The sequence below is a fragment of the Streptomyces sp. NPDC007917 genome, assembly GCF_042959105.1.
Taxonomy (GTDB): domain Bacteria; phylum Actinomycetota; class Actinomycetes; order Streptomycetales; family Streptomycetaceae; genus Streptomyces.
Genome location: NZ_JBIBKK010000012.1, coordinates 202,895 through 219,948, shown reverse-complemented (window position 1 = coordinate 219,948; position 17,054 = coordinate 202,895). Strand labels below are relative to the sequence as shown.

2 protein-coding genes are annotated in these 17,054 nt (G+C 75.1%); both read right to left on the bottom strand.

Annotated features, from left to right (window positions below; genetic code table 11):
• Positions 1-68: 68 nt before the first annotated feature.
• On the bottom strand, positions 69-5,090 hold the full coding sequence (locus tag ACFZDL_RS24975; RefSeq protein ID WP_353592710.1) for a type I polyketide synthase: 5,022 nt from the start codon (positions 5,088-5,090) through the stop codon (positions 69-71).
• A 20-nt stretch (positions 5,091-5,110) separates the two neighbouring features.
• Complete coding sequence (locus tag ACFZDL_RS24970) at positions 5,111-17,044, bottom strand: SDR family NAD(P)-dependent oxidoreductase (RefSeq protein ID WP_353592711.1); 11,934 nt, start codon at positions 17,042-17,044, stop codon at positions 5,111-5,113.
• Positions 17,045-17,054 lie beyond the last annotated feature (10 nt).

The window sequence follows — 17,054 nt, the reverse complement described above, 5'->3', positions numbered from 1 at the left end:
AGCGGAACTGTCCACCAGGGCGCGCCCCGGCGGCGCGGGAAACTGCGGGCGACGGGCTCGGCCACTGCTCAGGACTCCCCGAACTCCCGGTCGATCAGGGCGAACATCTCGTCCGCGGACGCCGCTTCCAGGTCGTCCCCGCCCGTCGCCTCGGCAGGCTCGGGCCCACCGTCCCCGGCGCCCTGCCCCTCGTCGTATCGCCACAGCAGCACCCGCAGCCGGTGCGTCAGCCCGGAGCGGCGCGGATCGTCCGCGTCCAGGGCGGCGAGCGCCGCCTCGATCTCGTCCAGGTGCGCCGCGACCGGCTCCGCCTCCGGCTCCTCGGGCAGCACCTGCGTGACCAGATGGCCGGCCAGCGCGGTCGGCGTCGGATAGTCGAAGACCAGCGTGGCGGGCAGGCTCAGGCCGATGGCGCCGCGCAGCCGGTTCTTGAACTCGACGGCCGCCAGGGAGTCGAAACCCAGCTCCTTGAAGGGCTGGTCCGGGTCGACCGACTCCGCGGCCGGGTAGCGCAGCGCACCCGCCACATGGGAGCGCACCAGCGCCAGCAGCGTGCCGGCGCGGGCCTCGGGCGCCTGGGCCGCCAGCCGCTCCCGCAGGGCCGTCAGGCTCTCGGAACCCTCCTCGTCCGGGGCGTCGAGCGCCGCCTGCCAGGCCCGCCGGGCCGCCGGTATCTCGTCGAAGAGACGGCTGGGGCGCGCCATGGTGAACAGCGGGACGAAACGCTCCCAGTTGATGTCCGCGACCACCGCGTGCGCGTCGCCCCGCCCTTCACGGGTGCCCTCGGCGTCGCACTGCTCGCCGCCGTGACCGCCCTCGTCGAGGGTGCGCCGCAGCGCGGCGAGCGCCAGCTCGGGCGGGAGGGCCGGCAGCCCCAGCCGTTCGGCGCGCTCGGCCGCCTCCGGGCCCTCCGAACCGTCCCACACGCCCCACGCCAGCCGGACGACATGGCCGCCGGCCGCCTGACGGCGCCGCGCCACCGCGTCCAGATACGCGTCGGCCGCAGCCCGGGCGCCATGCCCGCCACCGCCCCAGACCGCGGCGATGGACGAGAAGACCACCACCGGATCGTCGGGCTCCAGGCCGCACAGCTCCGCGAGCCGGTCGGCTCCCCCCATGGCGTTCGACACCGCCTCGGCCAGCCCGTCCGGCGTGAACTCCGCCAGCGGCGCCCAGTCGCTCGGCGCCCCGGTGTGGACGACCGTACGGACCCGCAGCCCCGAGGCCGCGAGCCGGTCGGCCAGCTGCCGCCGCGCCATGGGTTCGGACGGCACGCCGTCCACCACCGTCGCCTCCGCGCCCAGCTCCGCCAGTTCGGCCACCAGCTCCGCGCCACCGGGCGTGGCCGGGCCGTCCGGCGCCAGCAGGACGAGGCGCTTGGTGCCGCCCGCGGCCAGCCACCGCGCCACGAGAGCCGCGGTCCCGGCGACCCCGCCGCTGACCAGCACACCGTCCCGGGAAGTCCACTCACGCGCCGGCGCCTCCCCGAGGCCGCTCAGTGGTGCGGGCAGCAGCCGCCGCCCGAAGGCCCCGGCCGGCCGCAGCGCCACCTGGTCCTCCCCGGCCCGCCCCGCCAGCACGGCGCGCAGCAGATCGGGGGCGAGGTCCTCGGGCGAGGCGGGCAGGTCGACCAGCCCGCCCCACGCCGCCGGATGCTCCAGCGCGGCCACCCGGCCGAGCCCCCACACCTGGGCCTGCGCGGGCGCCTGTGACCCTTCGCCGTCCGCGACGGCCACCGCGCCCCGCGTGGCGCACCACAGGGGCGCGTCGAGCCCCGCCTCCAGCAGGGCCCGCAGCAGCACATGGGTGCCCGTCACACCCCCGATCACGGCCGGGAACGCTTCGTGTGGGCGTTCGTCCAGCGCCAGCAGGGACAGCACCCCCGCCGGGGCCCCGCCCTCGTCGCACAGCACCCGCAGCGACGCGGCGAGCCCGGCCACCTCCGCCCGGCCGTCCGTCACCAGCCGCCACACCGCACCGCCGTCCGCCGTGAGGGCCCGCTCACAGGCGTCGGCCCACTCCTCGGCCTCCCCGGCGCCCCGGGGGGGTACGACCAGCAGCCACGGGCCCGCCGTGGCCGCCGGGCCGAGCTCCGGCAGCCGGCGCCAGCCGACCCGGTAGCGCCAGGAGCTCAGGGTCGACCGCTCATGGCGCTCCCGGTGCCAGCGCGACAGCGTCGGCAGCACCGCGCCGAGCGACGAGCGCCGCCCGTCCTCCTCGCCGATGCCCAGCGCCTCGGACAGCGCCGGGAGGTCCTGCGCCTCCACCGCGCTCCAGAACCGGACCTCCTCCTCGTCCGCCTCCGCCGGCGGCGCGTCCGCCAGGGCGTCCGGCAGCCAGTACCGCTCGCCCTGGAAGGGGTAGGTGGGCAGGTCCACGGTCGGCGGCGGGGCACCGTCGGTGAACCACGGGCGCCAGTCGACGGGGGTGAGGGTGTGCAGCCGGGCGAGCGCGTGGGCCAGGCCCTCGACGTCGGGCTGCTTGCCGGTCAGGGCCGGGACCAGCAGGGGAGGGTGCGCGGGCAGGCCGTCCAGCGCGTCGAGGGTGTTCTGCGCGGCCGGGATCAGTACGGCGTCGGGGCCGACTTCGAGGAAGGCCGCGGTGTGCGGGGCGATGTGTGTGACGGCGGGGTGGAAGTGGACGGGTTGGCGGATGTGGCGCACCCAGTAGTCGGGGGTGGTGATGTCCTGGCCGGCTGGTTCGCCGGTGAGGTTGCTGATGAGGGGGATGGTGGGCTGGTGGTAGGTCAGGCCGGCGATGGCGTCGCGGAAGTCGTCCAGGATCGGTTCGACCAGGGGGGAGTGGAAGGCGTGGCTGACGGTGAGGGCTTTGGTTCGGCGTCCGCGTTCCTTCCAGGCCGTGCCGATTTCGGTGACGAGGTCGGCCGGTCCGGAGATGACGGTGTTGGTGGGGGCGTTGAGGGCGGCGATGGTGACCTGGCCGTCGTACGGGGCGAGGGCTTCGGTGGTTTCTTCTTCTGTGGCTTCGAGAGCGGTCATGGCGCCGCCCGGGGGCAGGCTGCCGAGGAGGGTGGCTCGGGCGGCGACGAGGTGGCAGGCGTCTTGGAGGGAGAAGACTCCGGCGATGTGGGCTGCGGCGATCTCGCCGATGGAGTGGCCGATCACCGCGTCCGGGCGGGTGCCGCAGGTCTTCAGCAGCCGGGCCAGTGCGACCTGCACGGCGAACAGCCCGGCCTGGGTGTAGGTGGTGTGGTTCAGCAGGTCCGCTCGCGGCCGGCCGCGCAGTACGACATCGGCCAGCGGGTGGGCCAGCTGCGGATCGAGCAGCGCGCACACCTCGTCGAAGGCCTCGGCGAAGACCGGGAAGCGCCGGTAGAGGTCGGCGCCCATGCCCGGCCGCTGGCTGCCCTGCCCGGAGAAGAGGAACACCCGCCACCCGGAGCCCCGCACCCCCGCCTCGCGCCGTACCAGCGCCGGATGGTCCTCCCCGGCCGCCAGCGCGGCCAGGCCCGCCCGCAGCGCCGCGGTGTCCCGGCCCATGACCACGGCCCGGTGGTCGAAGACCGTGCGCGAGGTGGCCAGCGACCAGCCCACCGCGTCCGGATCGCCGTCGAGAGCCGCCGCGTCCAGCAGCCGCCCGGCCTGGGCGCGCAGCGCGTCCGCGCCGCGCGCCGAGACCACCCACGGCGTGACCCGGTCCTCGGGCCGTTCGCCGGCCGCGTCCGGGGGAGTGCCGGCGGGCTGGGTGTTCTCCTCCAGGATGACGTGGGCGTTGGTGCCGGAGATGCCGAACGAGGACACACCGGCCCGGCGCGGACGGTCCCCCCGCGGCCAGTCGACCGGCTCGGTCAGCAGCCGTACGGCGCCGGAGTCCCAATCCACATGGGAGGTCGGCTCGTCGATGTGCAAGGTGGCGGGCAGCCGGCCGTGGCGCAGGGCCATCACCATCTTGATCACGCCCGCCACGCCCGCCGCCGCGTGGGTGTGCCCGATGTTCGACTTCACCGACCCCAGCCACAGCGGCCGGTCCGCCGGGCGGTCCTGGCCGTAGGTGGCAAGCAGCGCCTGGGCCTCGATCGGGTCGCCGAGCGTGGTGCCCGTGCCGTGCGCCTCCACCGCGTCCACCTGGTCGGCGGTGAGCCGGGCGCTGTCCAGCGCCTGCCGGATCACACGTTCCTGGGCGGCGTCGTTGGGCGCGGACAGCCCGTTGCTCGCGCCGTCCTGGTTGACCGCCGAGCCGCGTAGCACGGCGAGCACGCGATGGCCGTTGCGCCGGGCGTCCGACAGCCGCTCCAGCAGCACCAGGCCCACGCCCTCGGAGAAACCGGTGCCGTCCGCGGCCGCGGCGAACGCCTTGCAGCGGGCGTCCGGCGCGAACCCCCGCTGCCGGGAGAACTCCACATACGCGGTGGGAGTGCTGAACACGGTCACACCGCCGGCCAGGGCCAGGTCGCACTCGCCCTGCCGCAGCGCCTGCCCGGCGAGGTGCATCGCCACCAGGGACGCCGAGCACGCCGTGTCCAGGGTGACCGCCGGGCCCTCCAGACCCAGCGTGTACGCCACGCGGCCGGACACCACGCTGGTCAGTCCGCCCGTGGCCGTATAGCCCTCGAACCCCTCGGGGATCCGCGGTATCCGCGACAGGTAGTCCTGGCTCGACACCCCCGTGTAGACGCCGGTGGCGGAGCCCTTGAGGCTGGTGGGGTCGATCCGCGCGCGCTCCAGCAGCTCCCAGGCGGTCTCCAGCAGGACGCGCTGCTGGGGGTCCATGGCCAGGGCCTCGCGGGGGCTGATGTTGAAGAAGGAGGCGTCGAACCGGTCGGCGTCGTGCAGGAAGCCGCCCTCGGTCACATAGCTGGTGCCGTAGTGGTCGGGGTCGGGGTGGTACAGGCGGTCGAGGTCCCAGACCCGGTTGGTGGGGAAGGGGCCGATGGCGTCGGTGCCGTCGGCCACCAGCTCCCACAGGGCTTCCGGGGAGGTGACCCCACCCGGGTAGCGGCAGGCCATGGCGGTGATCGCGACGGGCTCCTGGTGGCGCTCTTCCGCTTCGCGCAGCCGCTGTTTGGCCTGGCCGAGGTCGAAGGTGACGCGCTTGAGGTACTGGCGCAGCTTGTCTTCGGTGGTGGACATGGCTTCTCCCTCGCTGCCGGTCAGGACGAGCCCAGTTGCTGGTCGATGAGCGCGAACATCTCGTCGTCCGAGGCCGACTCCAGCGCCTCGCCGTCGACGGTGTGATCGACCCCCAAGGCGCCGTCGCCCAGCCGCCACAACAGCGACTGCAGCCGTTTGACGAGCTGGGCACCGGTCTCGCCCTCCGGCTTCACCTCGCCCACCGCCGCCTCCAGCCGCTCCAGCTCCCGCAGCACGGGCCGCAGCGCGTCGTCCTCCGCCGGGCACAGCTCGCCCCGCAGGTGCTCGGCCATGGCGGCGGGCGTCGGGTGGCGGAACACCGACGCGGCGGACAGCCGCAGCCCCGTCGCCATGGTGAGCCGGTTGCGCAGTTCGACCGCCGTCAGCGAGTCGAACCCGAGATCCTTGAACGGCGTGTCCATCGCCACCGCCCCGGGGTCCGCGTGCCCCAGCACGGTGGCCGCGTGGGTGCGGACCAGATCGAGCAGGAGCGCCAGCTGTTCGTCGGCGCCCATCGACCCCAGTCGGCCGGACAGGTCGGCCACCGGCGCCGCCACGGACCGCCGTACGACCCGGGCCCCGGCGCTCGTGAGCGAACGGACCAGCGGCGGCAGCGCCTCGGCGGGCTGGGCGGACAGCGCCGCCAGGTCGAGCTGGGCGGCCAGCAGCCGCGCCATGCCGTGTGCGTGTGCCGCGTCGAACAGCGCCAGGGCGTGGTCGGTGGCCAGCGGCACCATCCCGGACCGGCTCATCCTGGCGTGGTCGACCTCGGTGAGCGCTCCGGTCATGCCGCTGGTGGCGGCCCACAGTCCCCAGGCGATGGAGGTGGCGGGCAGTCCCGCGTGGTGCCTTTGGGTGGCGAGAGCGTCGCAGTAGGCGTTGGCGGCGGCGTAGTTGGCCTGCCCGGGGCTGCCGAGGGTGCCGGCGGCCGAGGAGAAGATCACGAACATGGCCAGGGGGAGGTCCTGGGTGGCCCGGTGGAGGTTGGCCGCGCTCGTCGCCTTGGCCGCCCAGACGCGGCGGAGGGTGTCGGGGGTCTGAGAGGTGAGCACGGCGTCCTCGACGGTGCCGGCGGTGTGGACGACGGCGGTGAGGGGGTGCTCGGGGTCGATGGTGTCGAGGGCCTGCCCAAGGGCCTGGGGATCGGTGGTGTCGGTGGCGGTGATGCGGACGGTGGCGCCGAGCTCGGTGAGCCGGGCGGTCAGGTCGGCTGCGCCGGGGGCGTCCGGGCCCCGGCGACTGAGGAGGTGGAGGTGGGTGATGTGGTGGGTGGTGACGAGGTGTTCGGCTGTCAGGGCGCCGAGGGTGCCGGTGCCGCCGGTGATCAGGACGGTGCCGTCGGGGTCGAGGGCGGGGGGAATGTCCAGGACGATCTTGCCGGTGTGTTTGGCCTGGCTCATGTGGCGCAGCGCCTGGCGGGCCCTGGCCAGCGGCCACGCCTGCACCGGGGGCGGCGCCAGGACGCCCCGCGCGAAGAGGTCGGCGAGCGTGTCCAGCATCTCCGAGATCCGGTCGGGGCCGGCGTCGGAGACCAGGTCGTACGCGCGGTAGTGGACGCCGGGATGGGCGTCGGCGATCTGCTCGGGGTCGCGGATGTCGGTCTTGCCCATCTCGATGAACCGGCCACCGGGGCCCAGCAGCCGCAGCGAGGCGTCCACGAACTCGCCCGCCAGGCAGTCAAGCACCACGTCCATGCCCTCGGGCCCGGTGGCGGTGCGGAAGGCTTCCTCGAAGTCGAGGTCGCGGGAGGAGGCGCGGTGGGGCTCGTCGATGCCCATGGCCCCCAGCGCGGCGTGTTTGCCGGGGCTGGCCGTGGCGTACACCTCGGCACCCAGGTGGCGGGCGATCTGCACGGCCGCCGTGCCCACGCCGCCCGTGGCGGCATGGATGAGCACCGACTCGCCCGCCCTGAGGCCCGCGAGGTCCACCAGTCCGTACCAGGCGGTCAGATACGCGATGGGCACGGCCGCGGCCTGCCGGTCGGTCCAGCCCGGCGGGATCGGGACGACGGCGCGCGCGTCGGCGAGGGCCACGGGCCCGAACGAGCCCTGGAACAGGCCCATGACGCGGTCGCCGACGGCCACCGACGTGACGTCCCCGGCCACCTCCAGCACCACGCCCGCGCCCTCGCCGCCCAGCCCGCGCCGGTCGGGCACGACGCCCAGGGTCACCATCACATCGCGGAAGTTGACGCCCGCGGCGCGGACCGCGATGCGCACCTGCCCGGGCGCCAGCGGCTCCAGCACCTCGGGGCACTCCTCCGGCGCCACCCCGTCGACCGTTCCGGCGTGCTCGTCCGCCATGACGAGTTGCCAGGCGGACGAGGTCACGGGCAGCACGATGTCGGCGGTCGCGTCCGCGGCCGTCAGCCGCGGCACCCACGCCGCCCCGCCGCGCACGGCCACCTGCCACTCGTCCGCGGCGAGGGCCGCGCCCAGCACCCCCACGACATCCGGTGCCGGACCGGCGTCGCGGCCGCTGAGGTCGAGCAGCGCGAACCGGCCGGGGTGCTCCGCCTCGGCGCTGCGGACCAGCCCCCATACGCCCGCGGCCACCGGATCCACGGCGCCGCCCTCCGGGCCGGCGGGGGTGTCCTGCGCCACGGCGGCGGCGTCATGGGTGACGACCACCAGCCGGGAGCCGGCGAGCCGCGGCTCGGCCAGCCACTCCTGCGCCGTCGTCAGAACCCGCGCCACCACATCGGAGCCGTCGCCGTCGCTGCCGCCCTCGGCGGGTGCCGGGCCGGTCAGGACGGTCTGCGGCACGGGCGCGCCGTCGTCCATGGCCGCGATCAGCGCGGCGACATCCGGATACCGGGACAGCGACGGCACCGCCTCGTCGAGCCGGCCGTCCCCGAGCACCGCCCAGCCGTCCGCTTCGGCCGTCGGCGGCTCCGCCGGGATCGGGAGCGCGATCCACCGCACCTGGTACAGACCGTCGTTCGGCCCGCTGGTCCGCAGGCGCGCGGTGTCGATGGGCCGGGTGGTGATGGTGTCGGCGGTCAGAACGGGCCGCCCGGTGGTGTCCAGGAGGGCCAGGCCGAGCTCGCTGTCGCCACGGCGGGTGATCCGGACGCGGGCCCGCGTGGCGCCGGTGGCGTGCAGGGTGACACCGCCCCAGCTGAAGGGGAGCCAGATCTCGCCGGCCGGGTTGTCGGCGGTGGCGAGGAGCGGGTGGAGCGCGGCGTCGAGGAGGGCGGGGTGGAGGGCGAGGGGATCGGCGGTGGGGTCGGTGGCGTCGGCGGCGGGGAGCTCGATGTCCGCGAGGAGGTCGTCGCCGTGGCGCCAGACGGCCCGCAGGCCCTGGTAGCTGGGTCCGTAGTGGTAGCCGCCCGCGGCGGCGCGGTCGTAGAAGCCGGTGATGTCGACGGGTTCGGCTCCCGGGGGTGGCCAGGCCGCCTCCGCTCCGTCCCGGGGCGGCGCGGCCGTGGGCTCGTCGGTGAGGGTGGCGGCGGCGTGGTGGGTCCACTCCGCCGTGGGGCCGGACTGCGAGCGGGCGTAGATGTCCAGGGTGCGGTGACCGGTGTCGTCGGGTGGACTGACGATGACCTGGAGTGAGAGCGGGTGCGTGGGGTCGAGCGTGAGGGGCTGTTGGAGGAGGAGTTCGTCGATGTGGGGGGTGGCGGCGTGGTCCGCGGCGTGCAGGGCGATGTCGAGGAGGGCGGTGGCGGGCAGGAGGACCGCGCCGGCGATGGTGTGCTCGCTGAGCCAGCCCTCGTGGCCGGCGGCGGGCACCTGCCCGGTCAGGAGGATGCCGCCGTCGGCGAGCGGCGCGGTGGCGGCGAGGAGGGGGTGGGTGAGCGAGGCGGCGCCGGGGGTGGCCGGCCCCGCGTGGGTCGGGGTCAGCCAGTAGGGCCGGCGCTGGAAGGGGTAGGTGGGCAGGTCGACGCCAGGGGGCGTGGGGCCGGCGGGGTACCAGGGGGCCCAGTCGACGGGGGCGTGGGTGTGCAGCCGGGCCAGGGCATGGGCCAGGGCGCGGATGTCGGGCTGGCCGCGGGTCAGGGTCGGGATCAGCAGGGGTGGGTGTGCGGGCAGGTCGTCCAGCGCGTCGAGGGCGTCCTGGGCTGCGGGGACGAGGACGGCGTCGGGGCCGACTTCGAGGAAGGCGGCGGTGTGCGGGGCGATGTGTGTGATGGCGGGGTGGAAGCGGACGGGTTGGCGGATGTGGCGCACCCAGTAGTCGGGGGTGGTGATGGTCTCGTCGGCCGGTTCGCCGGTGACGTTGCTGATGAGGGAGACGCTGGGCTGGTGGTACGTCAGCTCGGCGACGGCGTCGCGGAAGTCGTCCAGGACCGGTTCGACCAGGGGGGAGTGGAAGGCGTGGCTGACGGTCAGCGCCTTGGTCCTGCGTCCGCGTTCCTTCCACGCCGTGCCGATCTTGGTCACCAGGTCCAGTGGGCCGGAGATGACGGTGCTGGTGGGGGCGTTGAGGGCGGCGATGGCGACCTGGCCGTCGTAGGGGGCGAGGGCTTCGGCGGCCTCCTCGGCGGTGGCTTCGAGGGCGGTCATGGCGCCGCCGGGGGGCAGACTGCCCAGGAGGGTGGCGCGGGCGGCGACCAGGCGGCAGGCGTCTTCGAGGGAGAAGACTCCGGCGATATGGGCGGCGGTGATCTCGCCGATCGAGTGGCCGATCACCGCATCCGGCCGCACACCGCACTCCTTCAGCAGCCGGGCCAGTGCCACCTGCACCGCGAAAAGACCGGCCTGGGTGTAGGTGGTGTGGTGGATGAGGTCGGCGGTCTCGTCGCCGGTGGCGAAGACGATGTCCCGCAGCGGGTGGTCCAGGTGCGGATCGAGCAGCGCGCATACTTCGTCGAAGGCCTCGGCGAAGACCGGGAATCGCCCGTGCAGGTCGGCGCCCATGCCGGGGCGCTGGCTGCCCTGTCCGGAGAACAGCCATACGGTCCGGCCTGATGTGGGCGTGGCGCCTGGCGCGGCGGTGATCAGCCCGGGGTGGGGGCGCCCCTCGGCCAGGGCGTCCAGGGCGGCCGTCATCTCCTGCTGGTCGCTGCCGACGATGACCGCCCGTCGTTCGAACACCGAACGCGTCGCGGCCAAGGCCCGCCCGACGCCCGGGACCGACAGGGGCTCGGCGGGCCGGCCATCGGCTCGTAGCCGCTCGGCGAGCGCCGTGGCCTGGGCGCGCAGGGCGTCATCGCTCCGGGCGGACAGCGGCCAGGGGACGATGCCGGGCGGGGGAGTGTCGGCCACCGGCTGGTGTGTGTGCGGCGCTTGTTCGAGGATGAGGTGGGCGTTGGTGCCGGAGGCGCCGAAGGAGGAGACGGCGGCGCGGCGGGGGCGGCCGGTCTCGGGCCAGTCGGTGGCCTCGGTGAGGAGTTGGACGTTTCCGCTGGTCCAGTCGATGTGCGGGCTGGGTTCGTCGATGTGGAGGCTGGCGGGCAGCCGTCCGTGGCGCATCGCCATGATCATCTTGATGGCGCCCGCGACACCGGCGGCGGCCTGGGTGTGCCCGATGTTCGATTTCACAGAACCCAGCCACAGTGGCCGGTCGTCGGGGCGGTCCTGGCCGTAGGTGGCCAGCAGCGCCTGGGCCTCGATGGGGTCGCCCAGCGTCGTACCCGTGCCATGGGCTTCCACGGCGTCCACATCCGCCGGGGTGAGCCCCGCGCCGGCCAGGGCGTGGCGGATGACCCGCTGCTGGGAGGGGCCGTTGGGGGCGGTCAGCCCATTGCTCGCGCCGTCCTGGTTGACCGCCGAACCCCGGATGACGGCCAGGATGACCCGCCCGTTGCGCCGGGCGTCCGACAGCCGCTCCAGCAGCACCAGGCCGACGCCCTCACCGAAGCCCGTGCCGTCGGCGGCGGCGGCGAACGGCTTGCACCGCCCGTCGGGGGCCAGCCCGCGCTGCCGCGAGAAGCCGGTGAACACATCGGGGGTGGCCAGTACCGTCACCCCGCCCGCCAGCGCCAGATCGCATTCGCCCTGCCGCAGCGCCTGGGCGGCCAGATGCATGGTGACCAGCGACGACGAGCAGGCGGTGTCCACGGTGACCGCCGGGCCCTGGAGGCCGAGGGTGTAGGCCACCCGGCCGGAGATGATGCTGCTGGTGCCGGCGAGATTGCCGTAGCCGTCCAGCCGGGGGTCCCCGGCGGGCAGACCACTGCCGTAGTCGTGGTACATGACGCCGGTGTAGACGCCGGTCAGGCTGTCCTTGAGGGTGTGCGGGTCGATACCCCCGCGCTCCAGGAGCTCCCAGGCGGTCTCCAGCAGGACGCGCTGCTGGGGGTCCATGGCCTGGGCCTCGCGGGGGTTGATGCCGAAGAACGCGGCGTCGAAGCCGTCGGCGTCGTAGACGAACGCGCCCTGGGAGGCGTAGGTCGTGCCCGGGTGTTCCGGGTCGGGGTGGAACAGGTTGGCCAGGTCCCAGCCGCGGTTGGTGGGGAAGGGCCCGAGTACGTGCTGTCCCGCCGCGACCAGGTCCCACAGCCCCTCGGGCGAGCTCACGCCACCGGGGAAGCGGCACGCCATCGCCACCACCGCGACCGGCTCGTCGGCGGCCCGGGCCCTGGACGGCGCGGCACCGCGGGGCGCGGGCGCGGCGGTGGCGGTCAGCCGCTCCAACAGGTGGTCGGCGAGGGCCTGGGGGGTGGGATAGTCGAAGACCAGGGTGGCGGGCAGCCGCAGCCCGGTGGCGCCTGCCAGGCGGTTGCGCAGCTCGACGGCGGTCAGCGAGTCGAAGCCCAGCTCCTTGAACGCGGCCTCGGCGCGGATCGCCGCGTCCGAGGAGTGGCCCAGCACCACCATGACCATCTGGCGCACCGTATGGAGCACCAGATCGCGCCGGGCGGTGTCGTCGAGACCGGCCAGCCGGCCCGCCAGCTTGGGGCCGGTGGCGTGGTGTTCCATGGCGCGGCGGCGGGCCGGCCTGGCCAGGGCGCGCAGCATGGCGGGGGCGTCGGGGCCGAGCCGGGTGGCGTCGAGGTCGGCGGCCACCACCAGCGGGTGGGCGACATGGAGCGCCGCGTCGAGGAGCCCGAGGCCACGGGACGTGGCGAGGGGACGCATGCCGAGGGTGCCCAGACGGGTCAGATCGGCCTCGGTCAGGTGCTCGGTCATGGCCGAGGTCTGCTGCCACAGGGTCCACGCGATCGAGGTGCCGGGCAGCCCGGCCGCGCGGCGGTCGGCGATCAGGGCGTCGGTGTACGCGTTGGCGGCGGCGTATCCGGCCTGGCCGGAGTTGCCGACGACGCCGGCGGCCGAGGAGAACACCATGAACAGCCGCAGCGGCAGATCACGGGTGAGAGTGTGCAGGTTCCACGCGCCGAGGGCCTTGGGGGTCCAGACGCGGGCGAGCCGGCCGGTGTCCCAGGACTCCACCAGGGCGTCGTCGATCACACCGGCGGCGTGCACCACACCCACCAGCGGGTGGTCCTCGGGGACCGCCGCCAGCACCTCGGCCAGCGCGGCGCGGTCGGCCACGTCGACCGCCGCCACCTCCGCCTCGGCCCCCAAGTCGACCAGCCGCCGCACGAGTTCGGCCGCGCCGGGCGCCTGGGCGCCGCGCCGGGACAGGAGCAGCACACGCTCCACCCCATGCGTACGCACCAGGTGTTCGGCGACCTCACCGCCCAGCACCCCCGTCCCGCCCGACACCACCACCGTGCCACCGGACAGCTCCGGGGCCTCGTCCTCGGCCGACGGAGAGGTGCGCACCAGGCGCGGCACCAGCGCTCCGGCCGCGCGCACGACCACCTGCGGCTCGTCGGCGTCGAGAGACCGGCGCACCGCCTCGGCCAGGAGCCGGTCCCCGTCCGCCGCACCGGCCGTGTCGACCAGGGTGAACCGGCCCGGGTGCTCGGCCTGGACCGAACGGACCAGACCCCACACGGCCGCGCCGCCCGGATCCACCGACCCCTCGTCGTCGCCGGCCGACACGGCGCCCGAGGTGACCAGGACCAGCCGGGAGTCCGCCAACCGCGGCTCCGCCAGCCACCCCTGGACGAGGCTCAGCACGCCCCCGACGGCGGCCAGGCCGCCGTCGGGGGCGGCAGGCGCTGTCACCGGGTGGAGGACGACCGTCGGCACCGGGGTCCCGTCGTCCACCGCGGCGAGCAGCGCGCCGAGGTCGGCGTGGGCCGCCACCCCGGCGAGTACGCCACCGTCGCCCGCTGCTCCCCAGCCGTCGCCCATGATCGCCCAGCCGTCGTCCGGCAGCGCCGGCGCGTCGCCCGTCCCGCCACGCGCGGGCACCCAGTCCACGACGAACAGGCCCTCGGCCGCGCGCTCGCCGATGGCGCGCAGCTCGGCGACGCCGGTGGGGCGTACGGAGACCGACTCGGCGTCCAGGACCGGCGCGCCGGTCTCGTCGGTCAGCGAGATCCGCCGCCCGCCTTCCAGCGGGGATACGCGCACCCGTACGCGGCGCGCCCCCGTGGCCCACAGCGACACGCCGCTCCAGGCGAACGGCAGCCACACCTGACCGTCCCGCGACGCGCCCTGACGGCCGCCGTCCAGGAGCGTCGGGTGCAGGGCCGCGTCCAGCAGCGCCGGGTGGATGCCGAACCGGTCGGGGCCTTCGCCGGCCGCCTCGGGCAGCGCGATCTCGGCGAGCAGATCGGCGCCGTCCCGCCACGCCGCGGTCAGACCGCGGAACGCGGGGCCGTAGCCGTAGCCGCCGTCCGCGGCCCGTTCGTAGAAGTCCGCGACGTCCAGCGGCTCCGCCGCCCGCGGTGGCCAGGGCGCCGCCGCGGTGTCCGGCGGGGCGGCCGGGTCCGCGGCGTCCTCGGGCGCGAGCGTGCCCATGGCGTGGCACACCCACCCGTCGGGCGCCTCCGTGTCCAGCTCGTCGGGGCGCGAGTGCACATCCACGGTCCGCCTGCCGTCGTCGTCGGCGGGCCCCACGGCGACACGAATGCGCAGGGCCCCCGAGGCGGGCAGCACGAGCGGGATCCGCAGGGCCAGCTCCTCCACCGCGGCGCAGCCCGCCTCGTGCGCGGCCTGCAGCGCCCACTCGACCAGGGCCGCCCCGGGCAGCAGCGCGGTGCCGCCGACGACATGGTCGGCGAGCCAGCCGTCGCCCGTGGCCGGAAGGCGCCCGGTCAGCACCATGCCGCCGTCGGGCAGGCTCACCGCGGCGGCCAGCAGCGGATGTTCCACCGCGCGCAGACCGGCGGCGGACATGTCGCCGGTGCCCTTTCCGCCGAACGGTATCCAGTAACGGCGGCGCTGGAAGGGATAGGTGGGCAGCTCGACCGTGCGGGGGACGCCGTCGCCCGCGAACCAGGGGCGCCAGTCGACCCCGAGACCCGCGGCGTGCGCCTCGGCGAGCGCGAGGGCCAGCTGGTGCGCGCCGCCGTGGTCGCGGCGGAGGGTGGCGAGGGAGGTGGCGGGGACGCCGGACTCCTCGAAGGTCTCCTGCAGGCTCGTGGACAGGATGGGGTGCGGATTGCACTGGATGAACACCCGGTATCCGTCGGCCAGCAGCCGGTCCACGGCCTCGGCGAAACGCACCGGCCGGCGGAGGTTGTCGAACCAGTACTCGGTGTCGAGCCCCGCGGTGTTCAGGCGTTCCGCGGTCATGGTGGAGTAGAACGCGATCTCGGACTCGACCGGGGACACCTCACCCAGCGCCGAGACGACGTCGTCGTGGATGCGGTCCACGTGCGGGCCGTGGGAGGCGTACGCCACGTCGATGGTCCGAGTGCGCGCGCCGCGCTCCTCCGCCGCCGCCAGCACGGCGGCCAGAGGCCGCGGGGAGCCGGAGACGACCGTGGCCCGCGGGCCGTTGACGGCGGCGACGGCCACGTCCCCGGCCGCCGGGCCGAGGTCGCCGATGAGCCGGGCGGTGTCCTCGGCGCTCAGCGTGAGGGAGGCCATGGCGCCGTGGCCGATCAGCGGGCGCAGGGCCTGGACCCGCAGGGCGATGATCCTGGCGGCGTCGTCCAGGGTGAGGGCCCCGGCGACACACGCGGCGGCGACCTCGCCCTGGGAGTGCCCGACGACGGCCGCCGGGGTGATGCCGAAGCTCTGCCACAGCGTGGCCAGCGAGACGTGTACGGCCCACAGCACGGGCTGGACGACATCGTCCCGCTTGGGGTCCGTCGCACCGTCCGTGCCGCGCAGCACGGCGGTCAGCGACCAGTCCACGTACGGCGCCAGGGCCCGCTCGCACTCGGCGATCCGGGCGGCGAAGACCGGGGAGCAGTCGAGGAGTTCACGCGCCATGCCCGGCCACTGCGCCCCCTGGCCGGGGAAGACGAACACCGGGCCGACGCCCGTCGGGCCCGCCGCGCCGGTGACCACCGCGGGATCGGGCTCGTCGGCGGCCAGCTTGGCCAGACCGCCCAGCAGCGCCGACCGGTCCGTGCCGACCACCACGGCCCGGTGCTCGAACCGGGCCCGCGCCGTCGCCAGCGACCAGCCCACGTCCGCCACCTCGGCGGCCGGATCGCGCTCCACCGCCTCGGCCAGCCGCCGCGCCTGCTCCGCCAGCGCCGCCTCGCCCCGCGCGGACAGCACCCACGGCACCACGGTGCCTCTTATTGCGGCTCGGTTCGCCTCCGGGGCGCCCTCCTGGCTCTCCGGGGCGGGGCCGGCCGGGGTGGTTTCGGCCGCGTCGGGTGCCTGCTCGATGATCACATGTGCGTTGGTCCCGGACACGCCGAACGAGGACACCCCGGCCCGGCGCGGGTGGTCCGTCTCCGGCCAGTCGACCGGCTCGGTCACCAGGCGGATGGCCCCCGAGCTCCAGTCCACATGTGGCGTCGGCTCGTCGATGTGCAGCGTCGCGGGGATCGTCCCGTGGCGCATCGCCATCACCGTCTTGATGACGCCCGCCGCCCCCGCCGCGGCCTGGGTGTGGCCGATGTTCGACTTGAGCGAGCCCAGCAGCAGCGGCCGGTCGGCCGGCCGCTGCCGCCCGTACGTCGCGTGCAGCGCGTCCGCCTCGATCGGGTCGCCGAGCCGGGTGCCCGTCCCGTGTGCCTCCACCACGTCCACCTCGGCGGACGACAGGCGGGCGTTGACCAGCGCCTGGCGGATGACGCGCTGCTGGGAAGGGCCGTTGGGCGCGGTGATGCCATTGCTCGCGCCGTCCTGGTTGACGGCCGAGCCCCGGATGACGGCGAGCACCTGATGGCCGTTGCGGCGGGCGTCCGACAGCCGCTCCAGCAGGATCAGACCGGCGCCCTCGCCCCAGCCCGTGCCGTCGGCGGCCGCGGCGAACGGCTTGCAGCGTCCGTTCGGCGCCAGACCGCGCTGGCGGGCGAAGCCGGTGAACACCGCGGGCGAGGCCATGATGGTCACGCCACCGGCCACCGCGAGTTCGCACTCGCCCTGCCGCAGCGCCTGAATGCCCAGATGCATCGCCACCAGCGACGCGGAGCAGGCCGTCTCCACCGTCAGCGCGGGGCCCTCGAGGCCGAAGGTGTACGACAGCCGGCCCGACAGCATGCTGGGGGCGACGCCCGCGTACCCCTCGGTCTCCTTGCGGACGGGGACACCCGATGTGGCCGAGCCGATGGTGGCGGCCCCGACGAAGACACCGGTCCGGCTGGACCGCAGGCCCGTGGCGTCGATACCGGCCCGCTCGAACAGCTCCCAGGCCACCTCCAGCAGTACGCGCTGCTGTGGGTCGGTGGCCAGCGCCTCGCGGGGGCTGATCTCGAAGAAGCCCGCGTCGAACTTGTCGGCGTCGCGCAGAAACCCGCCCTCGCGCGTATACGTGGTGCCCGGGTGGTCGGGGTCGGGGTGGTACAGGCCGTCCAGGTCCCAGCCGCGGTCGGCGGGGAACGGCCCGACGGCGTCCACACCGGAGGCCACCAGGTCCCACAACGCCTCGGGCGAATCCACCCCGCCGGGGAACCGGCAGGTCATCGCGGTGATGGCAATGGGCTCCTGGGCCCGCTCCTCCACCTCGCGCAGGCGCCGCCGCGTGTCGTGCAGATCGGTCGCCACACGCTTGAGGTAGTCGACAAGCCTCTCTTCATCCGGCATCCGCAGTCAC